The 20,970-nt window shown below is 65.7% G+C and carries 22 protein-coding genes; 16 read left to right on the plus strand and 6 right to left on the minus strand.

The window, feature by feature from the left end; translation table 11 throughout:
- Nucleotides 1–15: 15 nt before the first annotated feature.
- A complete protein-coding gene (locus tag ACQR1L_RS04635; protein ID WP_434856753.1) occupies nt 16–1,182 on the minus strand; it encodes a transporter substrate-binding domain-containing protein in 1,167 nt (388 codons plus the stop codon).
- A gap of 142 nt (nt 1,183–1,324) precedes the next feature.
- Nucleotides 1,325–1,528, minus strand: coding sequence for a hypothetical protein (locus ACQR1L_RS04640; RefSeq protein ID WP_434856754.1), 204 nt, complete (start codon nt 1,526–1,528; stop codon nt 1,325–1,327).
- A gap of 97 nt (nt 1,529–1,625) precedes the next feature.
- Here ACQR1L_RS04640 and ACQR1L_RS04645 point away from each other — a divergent pair, with 97 nt between their 5' ends.
- Complete coding sequence (locus tag ACQR1L_RS04645; protein WP_434856755.1) at nt 1,626–2,420, plus strand: Crp/Fnr family transcriptional regulator; 795 nt, start codon at nt 1,626–1,628, stop codon at nt 2,418–2,420.
- Here ACQR1L_RS04645 and ACQR1L_RS04650 read toward each other — a convergent pair.
- Both ACQR1L_RS04650 and ACQR1L_RS04655 read right to left on the minus strand, forming a co-directional pair.
- The gene (locus ACQR1L_RS04650) at nt 2,392–3,297 is read right to left on the minus strand and encodes a hypothetical protein (RefSeq protein ID WP_434856756.1); all 906 of its coding nucleotides are present in this window, start codon (nt 3,295–3,297) and stop codon (nt 2,392–2,394) included. The genes ACQR1L_RS04645 and ACQR1L_RS04650 overlap by 29 nt on opposite strands.
- 47 nt (nt 3,298–3,344) lie before the next feature.
- On the minus strand, nt 3,345–3,620 hold the full coding sequence (locus tag ACQR1L_RS04655; RefSeq protein ID WP_434856757.1) for a hypothetical protein: 276 nt from the start codon (nt 3,618–3,620) through the stop codon (nt 3,345–3,347).
- 320 nt (nt 3,621–3,940) lie between these two features.
- Here ACQR1L_RS04655 and ACQR1L_RS04660 point away from each other — a divergent pair, with 320 nt between their 5' ends.
- From ACQR1L_RS04660 to ACQR1L_RS04730, 15 genes are all read left to right on the plus strand, one after another.
- A complete protein-coding gene (locus tag ACQR1L_RS04660) occupies nt 3,941–5,050 on the plus strand; it encodes an inositol-3-phosphate synthase (protein ID WP_434856758.1) in 1,110 nt (369 codons plus the stop codon).
- Nucleotides 5,051–5,061: 11 nt separating this feature from the next.
- Nucleotides 5,062–5,658, plus strand: a complete 597-nt coding sequence (locus ACQR1L_RS04665) for a histidine phosphatase family protein (RefSeq protein ID WP_434857239.1) — start codon at nt 5,062–5,064, stop codon at nt 5,656–5,658.
- Nucleotides 5,655–6,755 (plus strand): CgeB family protein, encoded by a 1,101-nt coding sequence (locus tag ACQR1L_RS04670; RefSeq protein WP_434856759.1) that lies wholly within the window; start codon nt 5,655–5,657, stop codon nt 6,753–6,755. The genes ACQR1L_RS04665 and ACQR1L_RS04670 overlap by 4 nt, the downstream gene beginning before the upstream one ends.
- Nucleotide 6,756: 1 nt before the next feature.
- Entirely contained in the window at nt 6,757–7,557 is an 801-nt protein-coding gene (locus ACQR1L_RS04675; RefSeq protein ID WP_434856760.1) for a nucleotidyltransferase family protein, read from the plus strand.
- The gene (locus ACQR1L_RS04680; protein WP_434856761.1) at nt 7,554–8,318 is read left to right on the plus strand and encodes a TIGR04290 family methyltransferase; all 765 of its coding nucleotides are present in this window, start codon (nt 7,554–7,556) and stop codon (nt 8,316–8,318) included. Before ACQR1L_RS04675 ends, ACQR1L_RS04680 begins: the two co-directional genes overlap by 4 nt.
- Nucleotides 8,315–9,259 (plus strand): beta-xylosidase, encoded by a 945-nt coding sequence (locus ACQR1L_RS04685; protein ID WP_434856762.1) that lies wholly within the window; start codon nt 8,315–8,317, stop codon nt 9,257–9,259. The genes ACQR1L_RS04680 and ACQR1L_RS04685 overlap by 4 nt, the downstream gene beginning before the upstream one ends.
- On the plus strand, nt 9,247–10,458 hold the full coding sequence (locus ACQR1L_RS04690) for a phosphopentomutase (protein WP_434856763.1): 1,212 nt from the start codon (nt 9,247–9,249) through the stop codon (nt 10,456–10,458). The genes ACQR1L_RS04685 and ACQR1L_RS04690 overlap by 13 nt, the downstream gene beginning before the upstream one ends.
- Before the next feature lie 133 nt (nt 10,459–10,591).
- On the plus strand, nt 10,592–11,704 hold the full coding sequence (locus tag ACQR1L_RS04695; RefSeq protein WP_434856764.1) for an NAD-dependent epimerase/dehydratase family protein: 1,113 nt from the start codon (nt 10,592–10,594) through the stop codon (nt 11,702–11,704).
- Nucleotides 11,701–12,765, plus strand: a complete 1,065-nt coding sequence (locus ACQR1L_RS04700; protein WP_434856765.1) for an NAD-dependent epimerase/dehydratase family protein — start codon at nt 11,701–11,703, stop codon at nt 12,763–12,765. Before ACQR1L_RS04695 ends, ACQR1L_RS04700 begins: the two co-directional genes overlap by 4 nt.
- On the plus strand, nt 12,762–14,051 hold the full coding sequence (locus ACQR1L_RS04705) for a TIGR04295 family B12-binding domain-containing radical SAM protein (RefSeq protein ID WP_434856766.1): 1,290 nt from the start codon (nt 12,762–12,764) through the stop codon (nt 14,049–14,051). Before ACQR1L_RS04700 ends, ACQR1L_RS04705 begins: the two co-directional genes overlap by 4 nt.
- Nucleotides 14,048–15,172, plus strand: a complete 1,125-nt coding sequence (locus ACQR1L_RS04710) for a glycosyltransferase family 4 protein (protein ID WP_434856767.1) — start codon at nt 14,048–14,050, stop codon at nt 15,170–15,172. The genes ACQR1L_RS04705 and ACQR1L_RS04710 overlap by 4 nt, the downstream gene beginning before the upstream one ends.
- A complete protein-coding gene (locus ACQR1L_RS04715) occupies nt 15,169–16,296 on the plus strand; it encodes a CgeB family protein (protein WP_434856768.1) in 1,128 nt (375 codons plus the stop codon). The genes ACQR1L_RS04710 and ACQR1L_RS04715 overlap by 4 nt, the downstream gene beginning before the upstream one ends.
- Nucleotides 16,293–17,381 (plus strand): CgeB family protein, encoded by a 1,089-nt coding sequence (locus ACQR1L_RS04720; RefSeq protein ID WP_434856769.1) that lies wholly within the window; start codon nt 16,293–16,295, stop codon nt 17,379–17,381. The genes ACQR1L_RS04715 and ACQR1L_RS04720 overlap by 4 nt, the downstream gene beginning before the upstream one ends.
- A complete protein-coding gene (locus tag ACQR1L_RS04725) occupies nt 17,378–18,523 on the plus strand; it encodes a CgeB family protein (RefSeq protein ID WP_434856770.1) in 1,146 nt (381 codons plus the stop codon). The genes ACQR1L_RS04720 and ACQR1L_RS04725 overlap by 4 nt, the downstream gene beginning before the upstream one ends.
- A complete protein-coding gene (locus ACQR1L_RS04730; RefSeq protein ID WP_434856771.1) occupies nt 18,520–19,578 on the plus strand; it encodes a UDP-glucuronic acid decarboxylase family protein in 1,059 nt (352 codons plus the stop codon). Before ACQR1L_RS04725 ends, ACQR1L_RS04730 begins: the two co-directional genes overlap by 4 nt.
- A 76-nt stretch (nt 19,579–19,654) precedes the next feature.
- Here ACQR1L_RS04730 and ACQR1L_RS04735 read toward each other — a convergent pair whose 3' ends face one another.
- Together ACQR1L_RS04735 and ACQR1L_RS04740 are read right to left on the minus strand one after the other, a co-directional pair.
- Entirely contained in the window at nt 19,655–19,822 is a 168-nt protein-coding gene (locus tag ACQR1L_RS04735) for a hypothetical protein (RefSeq protein ID WP_434856772.1), read from the minus strand.
- A gap of 535 nt (nt 19,823–20,357) precedes the next feature.
- Nucleotides 20,358–20,906: a hypothetical protein gene (locus ACQR1L_RS04740; protein ID WP_434856773.1), complete on the minus strand. Its 549-nt coding sequence runs from the start codon at nt 20,904–20,906 to the stop codon at nt 20,358–20,360.
- Nucleotides 20,907–20,970 lie beyond the last annotated feature (64 nt).

Raw genomic sequence — 20,970 nt, forward strand, 5'->3', positions numbered from 1 at the left:
GCTACCGCTGGACCATCAGGACCGAATGAGCTGCTGCTCGTCGACCGACCAGTCGTCGAGGCTCTGCACCACGCAATAGGGATCAGGCTTGACGCGCACGCCGGGATTCCAGACGATCTGAAAACGGCCCTGACCATCGACGCGCGCGATCCGCGGCCACAGATAGGTGTGGTTGTTCTCGGGATCGACCCGAACGCGTCCCTGCGGCGCATCGAACTCGAAATCCCGCATGTTGCCGAGCACCTGCTCCGGATCGTCCGAGCCGCATTTGGCGACCGCCCGCATCGCCAGATGCACCTGGAAATAGGCCGCTTCCGCGCAAGCCGTCACCGGCGCATCATCGCCATATTGCGCCTTGAAGCTCGCAACGAAGCGCCGCGCCGCCTGCGAGGACAATGTCTCGAAGAACGGTGCCGCGGTAATGTGGCCTTCCGCGACGTCCGCCCCCATGTCGGCAACTTCCGCTTCGCTGGTGCTGAGGCTTGCAATCGGCATTTTCGTCGGATCGAACCCCGCCGCGCGATAGGCGCGATAGAATTCCGCGGTCCCGCTGCCGACCACGGTCGAAAAGATCACGTCCGGCGACGTTTTCTTGACGCGGGCGATGACCTTGTCGAAATCCTTGGCCTGCGCATGCAACGGCACGTAGATCTCGTCCAGCACCTTGCCTTTGCCCTGCACCACGAAATCCGCCATCAGCCGGTTCGACTCGTAGGGAAAGACGTAGTTGGAGCCGACGAACAGGAAGCGGTTGCCGTAAGTCGATAGCAGGAAGCGCGCGAGCTGCAGCGAATTCTGGTTCGGCGCGGCCCCGGTATAGATGCAATTACGGGAGTACTCGAAGCCCTCATACAGGGTGGGATAGAACAGCAGGCCGCGATGGCCTTCGACCGACGGCAGAACCGCCTTGCGCGTGCTCGACATGTAGCAGCCGAACAGCAGGCGGATGCGGTCGACCTGGAACAGGCGCTCGGCAAACGAGCGAAACTTCTTCGGCTCGGAACCGGGATCGTAGATGATGGGCTCCACCGGACGCCCGAGGATGCCTCCGGCGGCGTTGATCTCGGCGATCGCAAGCAGGGTCGCGTTCAGTTGTGTCCGTTCGATCCCCGAGGTCACGCCGGTCTGCGAAAACAGCACGCCGACACGCCAGCTTTCGAGCTGCCTTTCTGATGATCCCATCTGACGACTGCACCACGCCCCGATTGACCGTCTCCCGACACCGCTGATCGGCATCGGAGACAACCGCCTCTCGCATTCTGTGTAGGATGACTGTTCGCGTGGCGTCAACTCGTCGGCCATGTCGCTGCCGACGGGCGGAACGTCAACCGGCGCTCGAAATTGCCCCCGGATCGGTTTCGACGATGTCGCAATGGTGGGTCAGGCGGTCCAGCACTGTGCTGACCGATGGCCTGCCGGCGGTCGAGGCCGCCTGCACCGAGACGATCACCGCGGCCGTTGACGCGAGCGCAAACGGAGGCGCGAGCGCGATCGTTTCCGCGCGGGGAACACGCACGGACACCCGCATCTGGAACCATAGGAACGATTCGCTGTGCCGATCTTGAGTTGATTGCAGAAGGAGACCGGGCTCGCCGGCGACGGATGGCCCATGAGGACGAGAGCGGATGCAGGCAGGTTTTGCGTTTACGAAGCTGGTTGACCGCCTGAGGAGTCTGACGGAATTGTCGATCGATGATCTCGAGCTCCTCAGGCGAATGCCAAGCACGATACGAAGCTTCGCCCCGCATGAGGAGGTCTGGCGCAAAAGCGAGGAGCCTCCGACCTGCTGCTTGCTGCTGCAGGGCTATCTCTGCTGGAAGGATGTCGATGCGGGCGCTGGCCAGATCACCGCAATCTACGTTCCGGGGGATGTGCCGGATCTGTACACGACCATCGTCCCGCAAGTCGCGGGACACCTCTGCGCTCTGACTCCGGCCGTCGCGGCCTTCGTGCCGCATGCCTTCTTTCGCGACGTGCGCGCTCACTCCGAACGGCTGGCAACGGCGCTCTCGCTGCTGATGCTGGCCGACGCGGCGGCGCTACGAACCTGGCTGACCAATCTGGGGAGCCGGGACTCGCTGAGCCGCGTGGCGCACCTGATCTGCGAGATCACCGTGCGGCTGCGGGCCGTCGGGCTCGGGCACGAGTTGCGTTTCCCGTCGCCGTTCACCCAATCGGATCTCGCGGCGATCTGCGGCATATCCCCTGTGCATGCCAACCGGACCATCCAGGACCTCCGCCGCCGGGCCCTGCTGCATTGGCATTCGCGGACGATCACGGTCACGGATTGGAAGGGGCTGACGCGACTGGCTGGCTTTCGGCCGGATTATCTGATGCTGCGCCAACCGCCAGCACTTGACCCTGCCACGGCGGGGCCGCTGGGCCCGGAGCCTACACTGGGCCTGGACGCGGCGAGCTGATCGCGGCGACCCGGTCGCACAGGGCTTGCCTCACCTGGGCGACGACACCAGTCCAGTCTCCCGGCGACTGCTGGTGAAACAACCGTGTTCGCGGATACCAATAGGTTCGCATTCCGGCCGCGGGCCAACGCCAGTCGGGGTCTGCGTGCAACATGATCCAGGTTTCGCAACCGAGCGCACCGGCCAGATGCCCCACCATCGTATCGACGGTGATGACGAGATCGAGAGCGATCAGCGTGTTCGCAAGCACATCGATGTCCGCCGAGCTGATGTCTCGGGCACCGATTTCGGCGACCTCCGCCGCGCCGAGGTCGGCTTGCAGCGAGAATGCAGCGATGCGCGGGATCAGCAGCGTTCGAACGAGGTCGGCGGGCAGCTCCCGCCGCTTGTCCCAGTTTCCGACGCGCCACACCAATCCGACCGCGAGGCCGTCATGCGCAGGCAGCGCCACCGGCGGCCCTGCGGGCGCGAGATAAGACGCTCTCATGCCGGCATCTTCGCCATCAACCCGCAGCGCATGCGCGAGCTCCATGATCTCGATATCCACCTCGAAGGCCACATCCGGGGTACCGTCATGCAAAGGAAGCACATGCCGGACGCCCGGCACCCGCGCGATCAGGCCGCACAGCGCCGGCTGGCACCACACGATCACGTCGCGGGCGACGCGGGCAAGCGCCGGCAGGAACCGGGCAAACTGGATCGTGTCGCCGAGCCCATGATAGCAGCGCACCAGCACGACCCTGCCGCCCAGGTCCTCGCCACGCCAGATCTTCTGCAAGTGACGCGGGCCCTCATGTTTCGCGGGGCCGGTCGACCGTACCGTCAACAGGTCGCGGTCGGCGATCGTCCAGGCGCGCGCGAAATCCTGCGCGCGCATCGCGGCGACCCAGTCGGTTTGCTCGCTGCTTTGGCCGCCCTCTCCGCTCACGCGTCGCGGCGGACGAATTTGTGGAAGCGGCTGATCTTCCCGTCCTTGGTGCGGTCCTGATACAGGAACGCGAGTTCGGCCTCGTCGAACTTGCGGAAGAACTCGTCCCAATCGATCTCGTCCAGAGACTTCTCCTTCGGCCCGAAGTCGATGCGCAGGATGCCTGCGTGCCCCTCCTGCTCCGTCGACGCGACGGTGGACGGACGACCGTCGCGCTCTTCGGCCCATTTGCGGATCTTGCCGTGATCGGTGGTGGTTGCGCTCTCGCTCATCGCGGACCTCCTCACAAGACGGACGAGACGGATCGTGCCTCGCTGCTGCGATCAAACGCGAGAGCACCCGATTCGTTCGTAAAACGGGCCGGGACAGGTGTGCTGCCAGGCTTCTTGTTCTTCATCATTGAAGAAGGTCGTTCCTGCCCCCCGTGCACGGAATCTAATCTAGATCAGCCTTTCCCGCCTTTTCAGGCGAAAACGACCGGGGCCGCAGCGTCGCCGGGTGCTCCAACAGGAACGAACATATCCCGGGCACGTTCGCCGACGTACTTAGGTTTCGCTCATGTCGCGTGGCCAAATCCGGAGGACGACACTCGATGCACTCCCGTCTTCAAGACCGACATCGTGTTCGTGTCGGAGTCGTCGGCGTCGGCAACTGCGCCAGCTCCTTCATCCAGGGCCTCAGCTACTATCGCGATGCGAAGTCCAACGAGCCCGTCCCCGGGCTGATGAACGCGGACATCGGCGGCTATCACATCGGCGACGTCGAGATCGCCTCCGCCTTCGACGTACATGCCGACAAGGTCGGTCGCGATGTCGCCGACGCGATCTGGACCCGGCCGAACAACACTTTCCGATTCGCGCCGGTTGAGGAAACCGGGGTCATCGTCGCGCGCGGGCCGGCGCTCGACGGCATCGGAAGATATCTCGAGGACGACGTGCCGCTGGCACCGGGACCGGAAGCAGACGTGACCGATGTCCTGAAGCGGTCGCGCACGGACATCGTCGTCTCCTATCTGCCCGTCGGCGCGCAGAAAGCAACGGAGTACTATGCCGCCCGCGCCATCGAGGCCGGCTGCGGCTTCGTCAATTGCATCCCGGTCTTCATCGCATCCGATACGTCCTGGCGCAAACGCTTCGAGGACGCGGGTCTGCCGATCGTCGGCGACGACATCAAGAGCCAGGTCGGAGCCACCATCATTCACCGCATGCTGGCCAACCTGTTCCGCGAGCGCGGCGTCCGGCTCGACCGCACCTATCAGCTCAACGTCGGCGGTAACACCGACTTCAAGAACATGCTGGAACGTGAGCGGCTGAGCTCCAAGAAGATCTCCAAGACCCAGGCGGTGACCAGCCAGTTCGACGTGCCGCTGCCCGTCGACGACGTGCACGTCGGCCCGAGCGACCACGTGCCGTGGCTCACCGACCGCAAGCTCGCCTACATTCGCCTCGAGGGCACGACCTTCGGCGGCGTACCATTGAGCGCCGAGCTGAAGCTCGAGGTGTGGGATTCGCCGAACTCCGCAGGCGTGGTGATCGACGCCGTGCGCTGCGCCAAGCTGGCCATGGACCGCGGCGTCGGGGGGGCCCTGACCGGGCCGTCCAGCTATTTCATGAAATCGCCGCCCCGGCAGTTCACCGACGAGGAGGCCCGACGCAGAACGCGCGCCTTCATCGACGACGTGCCGCTCGACGACGCCGGCTGAAGGCCTTGATGATGACCATCACGATCCACCTGATCCGGCACGGGCATCATCCCCTGCTCGGCCGCACCCTCTGCGGCCGCATGGCCGGCGTCGCGCTCGATGACGAGGGACGCCGCGAGGCCGAAATCTGCGCCCGGCTGATCGATCCCATTCCGACGCTGATCCAGTCGAGCCCGCGACAGCGGGCGCTGCAAACGGCCGACATCATCGCGCGCCAGTACGAGCTACCAGTCGAGATCGCGCCGGCCTTGGACGAGCTGGATGCCGGCGACTGGACTGGCCGCAGCTTCGCCGAGCTCGATGCCGATCCGGCGTGGCGGCAGTGGAACGCCAAACGTGCCTCGTCCGCGCCGCCCCATGGCGAGAGCATGGCCGCGGTGCAGCAGCGGATGATGTCACACGTCGCCCAACTCTGCCGAACCCATGGCAGCGCCAGCATCGTGCTCGTCAGCCATGCCGAGCCGATCCGGGCCGCCATCATGCAGGTCGCGAGGATCGCCCTCGATGAGTTCGCTTCGGTCGATGTCGCGCCAGCCAGCATCAGCACGCTGGTCGCGGATTCCGCCGGCTTGAAGCTGATCCAGGCCAACATGAAGGTGCCGGCGTGAAGATCGTCATTTTCGGGCTGACCATCTCGTCGTCCTGGGGCAATGGCCATGCCACGCTGTGGCGTGGGCTGTGCAAGAACCTCATCCGTGCTGGCCATAGCGTCGTGTTCTTCGAGCGCGACGCGCCCTATTACGCCGACAACCGCGACATGGCCGAGCTCGCAGGCGGTCATCTAATTCTCTACCGTGGCTGGCAGGATGTCGCGAGGCAGGCCAAAGCGGCCCTGGCCGACGCGGATGCCGCCATCCTGACGTCCTATTGTCCCGATGGCCATGACGCCACGACGTTGATCCTCGACAGCCGCTGCGGATTGAAGGTGTTCTACGACCTCGATACGCCGGTCACGCTGGAGCGGCTGCGAAGCGGCGAGCCACTTTCCTACATCGGCCCGCGCGGGCTCGTCGATTTCGACCTCGTACTCAGTTTCACCGGCGGGCCGCGCCTGTTCGACGAATACCGCAATCAGCTCGGGGCGCGCATGATCGCGCCGCTTTACGGCCATGTCGATCCCGACGTGCATCGGCCGGTCGCGCCGCAGCCGCAATATCGGGCCGCGCTGTCATATCTCGGGACCTATTCGGCCGATCGCCAGGCCGCGCTCCAAGACTTGTTCGTCGAGCCGGCGCGCGGCCGTGACGACCTGCGCTTCCTGATCGGCGGCGCGCAATATCCGCGGGATTTTCCCTGGTCGTCGAACATCTACTTCGTGCGCCATCTGCCGCCGGCAGAGCATGCCGCCTTCTTCGCCTCGTCGCGACTGACCCTGAACGTCACGCGCCGCGCGATGGCCGAAATGGGCTGGTGTCCCTCGGGACGGCTGTTCGAGGCAGCCGCCTGCGGCGTGCCCCTGCTCAGTGACACCTGGGACGGGATCGCGGATTTCTTCGCGCCCGATCAGGAGATCATCCTGGCCACTCGCTCCGAGGATACGCTTGCGGCATTCGCGCGCGACGACGGCGAACTGGCGCGCATTGCGGCCCGCGCCCGACAGCGCGCGCTCGACGAACACAGCTCGCAGACGCGTGCGAACGAGATGATCGGTCTGTTCGAACGGGCGATCCGGCGCGCACCGACGCTGACGACACAGGAGGCCTGACATGTGGGGCATCGTGCCAGCCGCCGGCCGCGGGAGCCGCATTCAACCGCTGGCGTTCTCCAAGGAGCTGCTCCCGGTCGGCAGCCGCAGCGACGGTGGCGTCGAGCGGCCATGCGCCGTGTCGGAATATCTCGTCGAGCGGCTGATCCTCGGCGGCGCCGACAGGATCTGCTTCGTCATCTCGCCGGGAAAATCGGACATCCTCGAATATTTCGGCGATCGCTACGGCGGCGCTCGCCTTGCTTATGTCGTCCAGCCCGAGGCCGCTGGCCTGTGCGACGCCGTCTTCCGCGCCTCGACCGTGATCGGCGACCACCAGGACGTGCTGGTCGGCCTGCCGGATACCGTGTGGTTTCCGAAGGCGGGGCTCGCCCGGCTGCCCGCTGCCGATCTGTCGTTTCTGCTGTTTCCCGTCGAACATCCCGAATTCTTCGACGCAGTCGTGCTGGACGGCGACGCCGTCAAAGAAATCCAGGTCAAGCAGCGCGACGCAACCTCGAACTGGATCTGGGGCGCATTTCGCATGTCGGCGCGAGGCTTCCATGACCTCAACATCCTGTGGGAGGCCCGTGGCCGCAGCGATGAATACTTCGGCACGCTGGTGAACGGCTATCTCGCCGCCGGAGGCGCTTGTGTCGGCGTCAAGGCCGGCGAGGCCTATGTCGATGTCGGCACCATCAACGGCTACCGCACCGCGATCGCGCTGCTCGCGGCCTCGCAGGACGGCCACGAGCCGCGTCCCATGTTGCGCGCGGCCGCCGGCGCTGGCGTCGCCGCGCCTTTCCCGGGAGGACGCGCATGACCGGCGCCCTGTTGTCCCGGGACGAGATCCGCCGCCGCGTCGATGCACTCGGCCCGTGGTTTCACAACCTCGACCTCAAGGGCGTCGCGACTGCGCCGACGCATTTCCTCGGCGATTATCCCGCCGTGAAGTGGCGAGGCTTCGCCGACATCGTCCCGGATGATCTCACCGGAAAGTCCGTGCTCGACATCGGCTGCAACGCCGGCTTCTACGCCATGGAGATGAAGCGGCGCGGCGCCGATCGCGTGCTCGGCCTGGATACGGATGACGACTATCTGGCACAGGCGCGCTTTGCTGCCGACGTCAACGGGCTCGACATCGAGTTTCGAAAGCTCTCGACCTACGATGTCGGGCAGCTCGGTGAGACGTTCGATCTCGTGATCTTCATGGGCGTGCTCTATCACCTGCGCCATCCGCTTCTGGCGCTCGACCTCATTCGCGATCATGTCGTCGGCGATCAACTGTTGTTCCAGTCGATGCAGCGTGGCTCCCCGGAAGTCGACGAGATCGCCCGCAACTATGATTTCTGGACCACCAGTCCGTTCGACAGCCCGGGCTATCCCAGGATGCATTTCATCGAGCACAGCTACGCCGATGATCCCACGAACTGGTGGGCGCCGAACCGTGCCTGCGTCGAGGCCATGCTGCGCAGCGCCGGCTTCGTGATCGTCGCGCATCCCGAAGCCGAGGTCTATCTGTGCCGCAAGGCGCAGCGCTCCCAACCGGACGGCCCGGTGTATCCGGCGCGAGGTGTGCGATGATCGAGGCTGCCAAGATCTGGAACGAGCCGAACAACAAGTCGCATTGGGACCTTCAGCTCGATCCCGACTGGGCGCGCTTCGCGGACACCGCGATCGCGGCCGGCAAGGCAATTCGCTCGGTGCACACGACGTTGCCGCGGGTGCTCGGCGGCATCTCGCCGATCGATCCCGCCTTCATCAACAACATGAAGGCGCGCGGCGTGCTGGATCACGTCGACGCCGTCGCAGTGCACGGCTTTCCGCTGGATTGGAATCTCTGGAAGATCGACGAATGGCCGGCCAGGCTTGCCGAGATCCAGGCGCTCGTCTCCGTGCCGGTCTGGGTCACCGAGGTCGGGGTGTCCTCGTTCGGCGCCGACGAGGTGCAGGCCTGGGGCTTGCAGCGCACCGCCGAGCTGCTCAACGGGCGCGCGCCGCGCATCCACTGGTACAGTCTGTACGATCTGCCGATGGCATGGGAGGCGACGACCCGGCACAAGGAGGCCGAAGGCTCGTCCTACTATCGACACTTCCACATGGGTCTGCTGCGCGAGGATGGCGCGCCGAAGCTGGCGGCGGAGCTGTTTCCGGAGCATGCCCACGGCATGGGCCTGTGCCAATGGTTTCATTTCGAGGACCATCGCCTGAATGATGCGGTGCTGTGGTTGCGCCGGCTCGGCGTCCGCCACGTTCGCACCGGGCTGTCCTGGGCCGACAGCTTCCGTCCCAACGCGCTCGACTGGTTCGATCGCCAGATGGAGGCGCTGGCCGAGTTCGACGTCACCGTCACATTCTGCTTTACGCCGGAGCATCGCGGCCTTGCCGCGCACCACACCAGCCCGCCGCTCGACGCCAACGAGTTCGCCGACTTCTGCGCCAGCATGATCTTGCGCTATTGCGCGCGGACAGGGTCTGCGGCGGCTCGGTCCGACCTGCCGGAGCCGCTGCCATGCGTGCCCTGATCCTGGTGTTGGATTCCGTCGGCGTCGGCGGCGCCCCCGATGCCGCCGATTACGGCGATGCCGGCGCCGACACGGTCGGCCATATCGCCGAGGCGTGTGCAGCCGGCCGCGCCGACACCGACCGGCGCGAGGGACCGCTGCGTCTCCCCTATCTGGTGGCGCTCGGCCTCGGCGAGGCGTGCGAGCTCGCGACTGGCCGGCGGCCGCCCGGCCTGGATGGCCCGGCGAGCGCGGGTGCGGCGTTCGGCTGTGCCAGCGAGCGATCGCGCGGCAAGGACACACCGTCGGGACATTGGGAGATCGCCGGCGTGCCCGTGTTGTTCGACTGGGGCTACTTTCCAAGGAGCAGTCCCGCCTTTCCGCCGGACCTCATTCGGCAGCTCTGCGCGACGGCGGACCTGCCCGGCATTCTCGGCGATCGTCACGCCTCCGGCACCGAGATCATCGCCGAGCTGGGCGAGACCCATATGCGGACCGGACAGCCGATCTGCTACACGTCCGCGGACTCGGTGTTCCAGATCGCGGCCCACGAAGAGACCTTCGGCCTCGACCGGCTCTATCGCCTGTGCGAGGCGGCGCGGATGCTGGTCGATCCTTTCAACATCGGACGTGTCATCGCCCGCCCCTTTGTCGGCGACACCGCCGCCACATTCCGCCGCACCGCGCATCGCCGCGACTACGCCGTCCCACCGCCGGAGGCGACCATCCTCGATGTCGCGACCGCGGACGGGCGGCCGGTTCTGTCGATCGGCAAGATCGACGACATCTTCGCGCACCGCGGCACGGGCCGGAATCTGAAGGGCGACGACAACGATGCGCTGTTCACCCGAACGCTCGATGCTCTCGACGTCCTCGGCGACGGCGGCCTGCTGTTCGCCAACTTCGTGGACTTCGATACGCTCTACGGTCATCGCCGCGATGTCGCCGGCTATGCGCGCGCGCTCGAAGCCTTTGACGCGCGCCTGCCCGAGCTATTGGGCCGGCTCCGCAATGACGACCTCCTGGTGCTGACCGCCGATCACGGCTGCGATCCGACCTGGAAGGGAAGCGACCATACGCGCGAGCGCGTGCCGATTTTGGTCGCCAACGGCGCCAGCGCCGGCCCCATCGGTCGGCGCGCGAGCTTCGCTGATGTGGGCGCCACCGTCGCACGACATCTTCAGCTTGCTCCAGGGCCCAATGGTGCGCCCTTCTGGTAAGCCGCAGCTAGATGTGGGTTATTGATCCAAATTAGGGAAATTATTGTTTGTACGTCGCGGAGGAACGAACATTCGTTGCGCTGCTTCTCACCTCCAGAAGTTCACTCACGACGCTGCGATGGAGTAGCCTGGCATGACACGTGTCCTTATCACTGGAGGCGCAGGCTTCATCGGCTCGCACACGGCCGACGCACTGATCTCCGCAGGCCACGAGGTCCGGCTGCTCGATTCGCTCTCTCCCCAGGTGCACGGCCCGCACCGTCAACGCCCTTCCTACTTGAACGCGGATGCCGAACTGATGGTCGGCGACATCACCGACGCCGTTATGGTCGAGCGCGCGCTGCGCGGCGTCGACAAGGTGCTGCATCTGGCCTCCAGCGTCGGCGTCGGCCAGAGCATGTACGACATCGAGCCCTATGTCCGCACCAATGAGCTCGGGACCGCTGTGCTGCTGCAGGCTTTGGCCAATCGCCCGGTGACGCGGCTGGTGGTCGCGTCATCGATGAGCGTCTATGGCGAGGGCGCCTGCCGGACCGCGGACGGCGCAGCGGTCGCACCGGAGGAGCGTTCGCTCGCGCAGCTCCGGCGCGGCGACTGGGAGCTGGCGGATTCGGAGGATCGCCCGCTCGAGCCCATCCCAACGCCGGAAACCAAGCAGCCCACGCTGAGCTCGATCTACGCGCTGAACAAATATGCCCAGGAGCGGATGTGCCTGATCACCGGCAAGGCGTATGGCATCCCGACCCTGGCGCTGCGGTTCTTCAACGTGTTCGGGCCGCGCCAGGCGCTCTCCAATCCGTACACCGGCGTGCTCGCGATCTTCGCAGCCCGCCTCCTGAACGAGCGTCCGCCGCTCGTCTTCGAGGACGGCCTGCAGCGCCGCGACTTCGTCCACGTTCATGACGTCGCACGCGCCTGCGTGCTCGCGCTCGACGGCGATCAGGCCGATGACGTCCTCAACGTCGGCTCCGGCCAGAGCCGCACGATCGTCTCTGTCGCGGAAGATCTCGCCCGCGTCATGGGCCGGTCGCAGATGACGCCGTCGATCACCGGCAAGTACCGCGCCGGAGACATCCGGCACTGCTTCGCCGACATCACCAAGAGCGAGCGCCTGCTCGGCTTCAGACCGCAGGTCCGCTTCGAGGATGGGCTTGCCGATCTGGCGGGCTATCTCGCCGGCCAGATCGCCGAGGACCGGGCTGAAAAGGCCAACGATGAGTTGTTGCGGCGTGGGCTTGTGGCATGACGAATTTGGCCTCCTCCTCCGCCCCGATCGTGATCACCGGCGGCTGCGGCTTCATCGGCTGCAATCTCGCCGATCGGCTCGCGACACGCGGCGACAACGTTCTGATCCTGGACAGCCTGATCCGCGCCGGCGTGCGCGAAAATGCGCAATGGCTGAAGTCCAGGCACGGCGACCGGATCACGATCGCGGTCGGTGACATCCGAGATCCCATCACCGTCATCGACAGCATCAAGCCGGCAAAGGCCGTGCTGCACCTCGCCGCGCAGGTCGCGGTGACGTCGAGCATCGACAGCCCGATGGACGATTTCGAGATCAACGCCCGCGGCACGCTGAACGTGCTCGAGGCCGTCCGGCTGCACAACCCCTCTGCGGCCATGCTGTTCGCGTCGACGAACAAGGTGTACGGCCGCCTGATCGGCAATGACCAGATCGCGCGCAACGGCCAGCGCTATCAGCCGATCGATCCTGCCATGAGGCCGGGCGTCTCCGAGGCCGCGCCGCTCGATCTCTATAGTCCGTATGGCTGCTCGAAGGGCGCCGCCGATCAATATGTCCACGACTACGCGCGGGTTTATGGGCTGAAGACCGCCGTGCTGCGGATGAGCTGCATCTACGGCCCGCGCCAGTTCGGCACCGAGGATCAGGGTTGGATCGCGCATTTCGTGCTCTCGGCCTTGCGCGGCACGCCGTTGACGATCTATGGCGACGGCTGCCAGGTCCGCGACGCGCTCTACGTGGCCGATGCGGTCGATGCGTGGCTCGCAGTGCTCGACGGGATCGACGCGGCGCGAGGCCGCGTCTTCAACCTCGGCGGCGGCCCGTCGAATGCGATCAGCCTGCTGGAGCTGATCGATCTGATCACGCCGCTGGCCGGCCCTGTCTCCTTCGGCTTCGCGGATTGGCGTCCGGGCGATCAGCCTTGGTACGTCTCGGACATCACGGCGCTGAACCGCGCCACCGGCTGGCAGCCAAGAACGACATTTGCGGACGGCCTGCGCAGCCTGCACGGCTGGCTCGCAGAGCGGTTTGCGCAAGCCTCCGGCCGGGAGGCGCTGGCATGACCCGAGTCGCCCTGATCAATCCGAACTGGACGTTCGACGGCAGCATCTATTTCGGCTGCCGCAGCCCGCATCTGCCGCTCGAGCTCGGCATTTCCGAACACCTGCTGCGCGAGGCCGGCCACGCGACGCTGCTGCTCGACGCCCACATGTTCGACCTGACGCCGTCCGACATCCTGGCCGAGCTCGTGACGTTCCGCCCTGACATGATCGTGCTGACGACAGCTCCCACCTATCTGTTCTGGCGCTGTGCACCGCCCGAGTTGCGGGTGCCGCAGGAGCTGGTGTCGACCTTGCGCGAGAGCGGAGCGACCCTCATCGCGGTCGGCCCGCACGGCTCGACCACGCCGCGGGCCACCTTGCGAAAGCTCGGGGTCGACATCGTCGTCATGGGCGAATGCGAACAGGCCGTGAGACGGCTGGCCGCTGGCGAGCGCGGCTTCAGCGGTCTCTGCTTTGCGGATGCCGACGGCGCGATCCGCATCCATGGCGGACCGCTGGCCGCCAGCTTCATCGACCAGCCGGCGCTGCAATGGCCGGCCGAGATGATCCGCCGGCATGAGCACCACCATCATCGCTTCGAGGCCAGCCCCGCCGGGCCCGGTGCGGAGGTCGAGGCATCGCGCGGCTGTCCGTATCACTGCACGTTCTGCGCAAAGGACAATTTCCGCAACGCCTACCGCAAGCGCCCCGCTGCCGTGATCCTCCACGAGATCGATGACCTGCTGACGCAGGGGGTCGAGTATGTCTATTTCGTCGACGAGATCTTCCTGCCCAATCCCGAGCTGCTGCAGGGTCTCGTGGGCCGGGGGCTCAAATTCGGTGTGCAGACCCGGATCGACCTGTGGAAGCCCGAGATGCTGGCTCTGCTCGGGCGTGCCGGCTGCGTGTCGATCGAGGCTGGCATCGAGAGCCTGTCGCCTGAAGGCCGCGCCGCGCTGGCCAAGAACTGCCGCATGACCACCGAGCAGCTCGCTGAGCGCCTGGTCGAGGCGCGGCGGCACGTTCCGTTCGTACAGGCCAATCTGATCGAAATGCCGCAGGACGACGACCCCGTCGTGCAGCGCTGGCGCCAGCGCATGCAGGATGCCGGCGTCTGGGCCAACGATCCCGTGCCGCTGTACCCGTACCCGGGCTCGCCGGACTATCAGAAGCTGTGGGGCACGCCCGACGACCAGGCGTGGGAGCGGGCTCATGCGCACTACCTGACGCTCTTCAACCAGTTCAGCGACGTTCAGAACGCGCGGCCTGTGCCGCTGGCGGCGCTCGAGATGCAGGTCGCGCGATGAGCACGGTCCGCCGCCAGCGCGTCATGATGACCACCGACACCGTGGGCGGCGTGTGGAGATACGCGACCACTCTCGCGATCGCGCTGGGCGACCTTGGCGTGGAGGTTCACCTCGTCACGCTGGGGCGCCGGATGAACTCCGATCAGCGCGCCGACATCGCGGGCGCCGGAATTCGACTGTTCGAAACTGATCTGGCCCTGGAGTGGCAGGATCCGGAAGGGCGCGACATCGATCACGCGAGGCGCGTGCTGCATGCCATCGCGTGCGACGTTCAGCCCGATCTCGTCCATCTCAACAGCTTCCGCGAGGCGACGTTCGCCTGGCAAGCGCCGGTTCTCGTCGTCGCCCACTCCTGCGTTCGATCGTGGGGACTGGCCTGCGACGAGACGCGCTTCCTGCAGGAACCGCGGTGGCAGTGCTACAGCGCGCGTGTGGCCGAGGGATTGCGCAGCGCCGCCGCATGGGTCGCGCCAAGCCGTTCCTTCGGCGAGACTGTGGGCCGGCTCTATGATCCGCCACGCCCCGGACGGCCGATCTGGAACGGCATCGCCTCACGCTTCGACATCCCAGCGAACAAACAGATGGTCGTGCTCGCGGCCGGACGCATGTGGGACAGGGCCAAGAACATGCGCGCGCTCGCCGAGATCGCGGCCGGATGTCCCTGCCCGATCCATGTTGCGGGATCCGGCGCCGACCAGGACGGCCTGCCGCGAGATCTGCATCCGCTGGGCGAGCTCGCCCATGCCGAGCTGCAGCAGTGGATGAGCCGCGCCGCGATCTTCGTGAGCCCGGCGCTGTACGAGCCGTTCGGCTTGTCGGTGCTGGAGGCCGCCACCGCCGGCTGCGCGCTGGTGCTCTCGGACATTCCGACGTTTCGAGAGCTCTGGCAGGATGCCGCCGTCTTCGTGCCCCCCGGCGACATCAGCGCGCTGCGGAGCACGCTGAACTGGCTTGTCGCCGATCAGGCCGCGCGGATCGTGCTGCAGGACGCCGCACGCCAGAGGGCTCGCCGCTATGCGCTCTGCCGAACGGCGAAAGCCTATGCCGATCTCTACGGCGAGCTGCTGGCCGCGGCGTCGCCGCCTCACCACTCCAACATCCCCGCCGAGGCGTTTGCATGAAGTGCGTGCTCTTCTACCATGCGTTCTCGTCGTGCTGGAACAATGGCAATGCGCATTTCCTGCGCGGTGTCGCGCGCGAGCTTCATGCCCTCGGACATGAGGTCATCGTCCATGAGCCCGCCGATGGCTGGAGCCGTCTCAACGCGGTCAAGGACGGTGGCGAGGCAAGCCTGCGCGAGGTGCCCGAGCTGTTTCGTGGCGTCGATGTCAGGCCTTACGATGGTACGCTCGACCTGTCCCGTGCGCTCGACGGCGCCGATCTGGTCGTCGTGCACGAGTGGAACACGCCCGATCTGGTCAAGGCGATCGGCCGTCACCGTATCGCCGGCGGCCGCTACGCCCTGTTGTTCCACGATACGCATCATCGCGCCGTCACGGCGCCGCAGGAGCTCGCGCGTTTCGATCTCGCCGGTTATGACGGCGTGCTCGCCTTTGGCGAGGTGCTGCGCCAGATCTATCTGAAGCTCGGCTGGACCCGACACGCGTTCACGTGGCACGAGGCTGCGGACACCGCCCTGTACCGTCCATTGCCTGACGCCGCTCCGCAACACGACCTCGTCTGGGTCGGCAATTGGGGCGACAACGAGCGCAGCGCCGAGCTGCGCGAATATCTCATCGAGCCCATCACCGCTCTCCGGCTCGACGCAACGATCTACGGCGTGCGTTATCCGGACGACGCGCTGTCGGCGATGCAGCGGGCGGGCATCCGCTACGGCGGCTGGCTACCGGCACACCGTGTTCCAGAAGCGTTTGCTGCCGCCCGCGCCACGGTTCATGTCCCTCGTGCGCCCTATGCGCAATCGCTGCCGGGCATTCCCACCATTCGCATGTTCGAGGCCATGGCCTGCGGCATCCCGGTCGTCTCGGCGCCTTGGAGCGATGTCGAGAGCCTGTTCCCGGACGGCACCTATCTGCGCGCGGCCAATGGCGACGACATGCGTCGGGCGCTCAGGAGCCTGTTGAGTGATCCGGAGTTGGCCGGAGCCGTCGCCGACAAGGCGCGCCGCACGGTGCTGGCTCGTCACACCTGCCGCCATCGCGCGCAGCAACTGCTCGACATCGCCGGGACGTTGAGCCGCGGCGAGACTCGGATGTCGACCGCATTCGCAGGAGCCGCCTCATGAACATCTGCTTTTTCGGCTCCAGCCTCGTCTCTTCCTACTGGAACGGTGCAGCGACCTACTACCGCGGCATGCTCAAGGAGATCGCCAGGCTCGGTCACGACATCACCTTCTACGAGCCGGACGCCTTCGAGCGGCAGGCCCATCGCGATATCGCGGATCCGCCCTGGGCCCGCGTCGTGGTCTATCCTGCAACGCCGGATGGTTGGCAACGCTCGCTCGATGCCGCGGTCGGATCGGCGGATCTTCTGATCAAGGCCAGTGGCGTCGGCGTGTTCGATGCCGAGCTCGAGGACGCCATATCGGCCATCGAAGGCCGCGTGCTGCGGTTCTACTGGGACGTCGATGCGCCAGCCACCCTGGATGCGATCGCGGCCGATCCCCAGCATCATCTGCGCCGTGCCATCCCGCGCTACGATGCGGTCCTGACCTATGGCGGCGGCGATCCGGTCGTGACAGCCTATCGCGACGTCGGCGCGCGCGATTGCGTGCCGATCTACAATGCGCTCGATCCCGACACCCATCATCCGGCAGCATCCCGCGCGGACTTCGACTCCGACCTCAATCTGCTCGCCAACCGCCTGCCCGACCGCGAGGCCCGCATCGAGCGTTTTTTCATCGACGCTGCCAGCCGGCTGCCGGGCAAGCGCTTCGTGCTCGGCGGCTCCGGCTGGCACGACAAGCCGATGCCGGCGAATATTCGCGCCGTCGGCCATGTCGGCACGGCCGACCACAACGCCTTCTTCGGCTCGGCGCGCGCGACGTTGAACGTCAACCGCGACAGCATGGCGGCTTACGGCTTCTCGCCACCGACCCGGGTGTTCGAGGCGGCGGGCGCGGGCGCCTGCCTCATCACGGACCAATGGGACGGCATCGGACTCTTTCTCGAACCCGACCGCGAGATCCTGGTGGCCGCCGATGGCGCCGGCGTCGCAGCGCATCTCGACACGCTCTCACCCGCGCGCGCACGCGCCATCGGTGAACGCGGCCGCGCGCGCGTCATGGCGCATCACACCTATCGTCACCGCGCGCGGCAATTCCACGCCCTGCTTCAAGGCAGAAGCCCCCGTATCGAGGCTGCAGAATGAACCTGAATATCGTCGTCATCGGATTATCGGTCACTTCGTCCTGGGGCAACGGTCACGCCACCACCTACCGCGCCCTGCTCGCGGCGCTGGCGCGTCGCGGCCACACCGTGACATTCCTGGAGCGCGACGTGCCGTGGTACCGCGATCATCGCGATCTGACCGATCCCCGCGACTGGCGCATCCATCTCTACAAGGAGCTTCCGGAGCTGCCGCACAGATTCGGCGCGCTGATCCGCGATGCCGACCTGGTCATCATCGGGTCCTACGTGCCGGACGGCATCGCCATCGCCGACTGGGTCACCTCGCAGGCCCAGGGCGTCACGGCATTCTACGACATCGACACGCCGGTGACGCTTGCCGGTCTCGAGCAAGGGCATGGACTGGCCTATCTGTCGGCGTCGATGATTCCGCGCTTCGATCTCTATCTGTCGTTCTCCGGCGGGCCTGCATTGGCGATGGTCCAGGACCTCTACGGCAGCCCGATGGCGCGCGTGCTCTACTGCAGCGCCGACATGGAGCTGTATCGGCCGCGCGATGTTCCGGATCGCTGGTCGCTCGGTTATCTCGGCACCTACAGCGTTGACCGTCAGCCTCAGCTCGAGAACCTGCTGCTCGCGCCGGCGCGCGCCATGCCCGATGCGCGCTTCGCCATCGTCGGCGCGCAATATCCGGACGACATCGTCTGGCCCGCCAATGTCGAGCGGATGACGCATCTCCCACCGCACCAGCATGCCGATTTTTTTGCCGCCCAGCGCTTCACCCTGAACGTCACCCGCGCCGACATGCGCAATCTCGGCTATTCGCCGAGCGTCCGGTTGTTCGAAGCCGCCGCCTGCGCCGCGCCGGTGCTGTCCGATGCCTGGCCCGGGCTGGAGACGGTCTTCACGCCGAACAGCGAAATTCTCGTGGTGTCCTCGCCGCGGGACGTGACCACGATCCTGCGCGACATGCCGGAGGACACCCGCCGGGCGATCGGCGACCGCGCCCGCCGCCGCGTGCTGCGTGATCACACGCCTGATCACCGGGCGCGGCAGGTCGAAGACTATCACCGCGAGGCACTTGCCCGGCGCGCACGGATCGCGCGGCGCTCCGCCGTCTCTGCGACCTCTGACGCCGTCGAACTCAAGCTGGGACTGTCATGACCATTCGTTCCTCGATTTCATCGCGTCCGTCGCACCGAACGCTCGTCGCGGGCGGCGCTGGCTTCATCGGCTCGCACGTTTGCGACACGTTGTTGCGACGTGGCGATACCGTGATCTGTGTCGACAATCTGCACACCGGATCGCAACGCAACATCCGTCCCCTGCTCAATCATCCCAATTTCAGCTTCCTTGCCCATGATGTGCGCGAGCCGCTGGAGATCGAGGGAGAGCTCGACCGGATCTACAATCTGGCCTGCCCGGCGTCGCCGCCGCACTATCAGCAGGATCCGATCGGCACGATGAAGACCTGCGTGCTCGGGATGCTCCATCTGCTGGAGCTCGCACGGGAAAAGTCCGCGCGCATCCTGCAGGCCTCGACCAGCGAAGTCTATGGCGACCCCGAGATACATCCCCAGCCGGAGAGCTATGTCGGCCACGTCAACACCATCGGACCGCGCGCCTGCTATGATGAAGGCAAGCGTGCCGCGGAAACCTTGATGTTCGACGCGCAGCGCATGCACGGACTGGAGATCAAGGTTGCCCGCATCTTCAACACCTATGGCCCGCGCATGCACGAGAACGATGGCCGGGTGGTCTCGAACTTCATCGTTCAGGCGCTGCGTGGCGCGCCGATCACGATCTACGGATCCGGCAACCAGACGCGCAGCTTCTGCTTCGTCGACGATCTCGTCCGCGGACTGGAAAAGCTGATGGAAAGTCCGGCGGAGGTGACGGGTCCGGTGAATCTCGGCAATCCGCATGAGATGACCATCGAGGCGATCGCCCGGGAGGTTCTGACTTGCACCCGCTCGGCCTCCACCTTGGAATTCAAGCCTCTTCCAGTCGACGATCCCAAGCGGCGCAAGCCGGTCATTTCAACGGCGGAACATCTCCTTGATTGGCGCCCGCGGGTTGCCCTGCGAGAAGGGCTGGAATCCACCATCGCCTATTTCGCCCTCGAGGTTGCCGGCCGTGAGCCGCCCGCGGACAGCCACACCGCCGGAACGGTACGACGAGAACGCTCCGTAAGGCTCACACTCGCACGATCTAAATGAACTGCCTTTCTTCCGCGCACTCATGTCGGGTAACGCAGGCGTGCTCTTACCGACAACAATCTGGCGTAACCAAGTTTCAGAGCCCGGCGGTATGGGCGATCGTCACCAGCGTGGTCGGCTCCTGCTCGACCAGGAAGCGCAAGGTCCCGCCGCGCGACACATCCGCCTGGGCCGCAACCGGCAGCGTGAGCAGGAGTGCCATCGCAAGACCGCGCGCATGTTGACCGAACGCACGATAGCTCATGGACTGCTCCCTCCTGACGAACACCGAGACGCGAGACGTCCCCACCTGATCTGCCGGATCCACAACAGAAGCCCCATCGAATATTTTCTGATGAAGGCCGGGGACGCGGAATGATCGTAGCGACTTGTTTGTCGGTTGGAGAATGGCCTCCGCGAAGCCCTCCGCCGTTGCAGCCGCCTCGCGCCATTCGAGCAGCAAGAGACCGGCTCGCGCACCAATGCTCGCGCCAGCGACCCGCGCTGCAACACAAGGTGCAATAGCGACATTTCGCAGAGCCGTGCAGCAGAGCTCCAGCCAGGCCGAATTCATCAGCAGTTTCAGGGACAGCGAAGCCGCTGGCTGGGGCGGGAGGGTACTCAGCCAGATTTTGCCCCCGTGCAGTAGGCGCTACATACCTGAAACGACTGGATAAATCCGGTCGACACTAGACGTGTGTAGCAGCCAAGTGCTGCATAGGCAATGCGCGCAATCTTGTGATGGCCCGACCGATCGTTCACGCACGACATCGGGCACCGACCGATCTCGCATATCACGACTACGACAGTTCATCCGCCTGTTGCTGAGCCCGGCGGCGCGGCAGACCGCTGCCGTGAGCGCTTTCCTGGACCGACGAGTGGGGCTGCCTTTCCTCGATCAGTGGTGGCCTCTCTACCCTGTCTCCGAAGACCTCGCGCAGTCTCGGCAGCCTGGCGGCACTGACAACTCCACTCCAGCCGCCGTCTCTACCGTGCCAGTGCAATCCACATTGCTCGAGAACGGTGCGCTTGCGGATCGCCACGTTGCGGGTAATCCTAACGAAGGTCTCGACCGTCTCTCCGTCAAGGCCTCCCTCGGCTTCAGCGCGACGACCATCGCCGCTTCGGTCGAGGACGTCGTGCAACGCCGCGCAAATCGCTGAGGCGGACACTCGCGCGAGGTTCATACCAGTAAGCATGTTAGTCGTGAGTGCAATGAGTTCCTCCTTCCGTGTGGATTCCAGATTGGCGATCCTCGCGTCGATCCAAGCTCGCTGGTCACGCAGGGCGGCTAGCTCCGTGTCGATAGTTCCGAGCTTCTTGATGCGAGTGCTGTGCGTAGTGGCCATATTGGTCCCTCCTGGGAGAGACGAGACCATAAACGACAGAAACCGGAAACAGAGCTTCTTGGCG

It is taken from the genome of Bradyrhizobium sp. HKCCYLR20261 (assembly GCF_051168435.1).
In the GTDB taxonomy this organism is placed as follows: domain Bacteria; phylum Pseudomonadota; class Alphaproteobacteria; order Rhizobiales; family Xanthobacteraceae; genus Bradyrhizobium.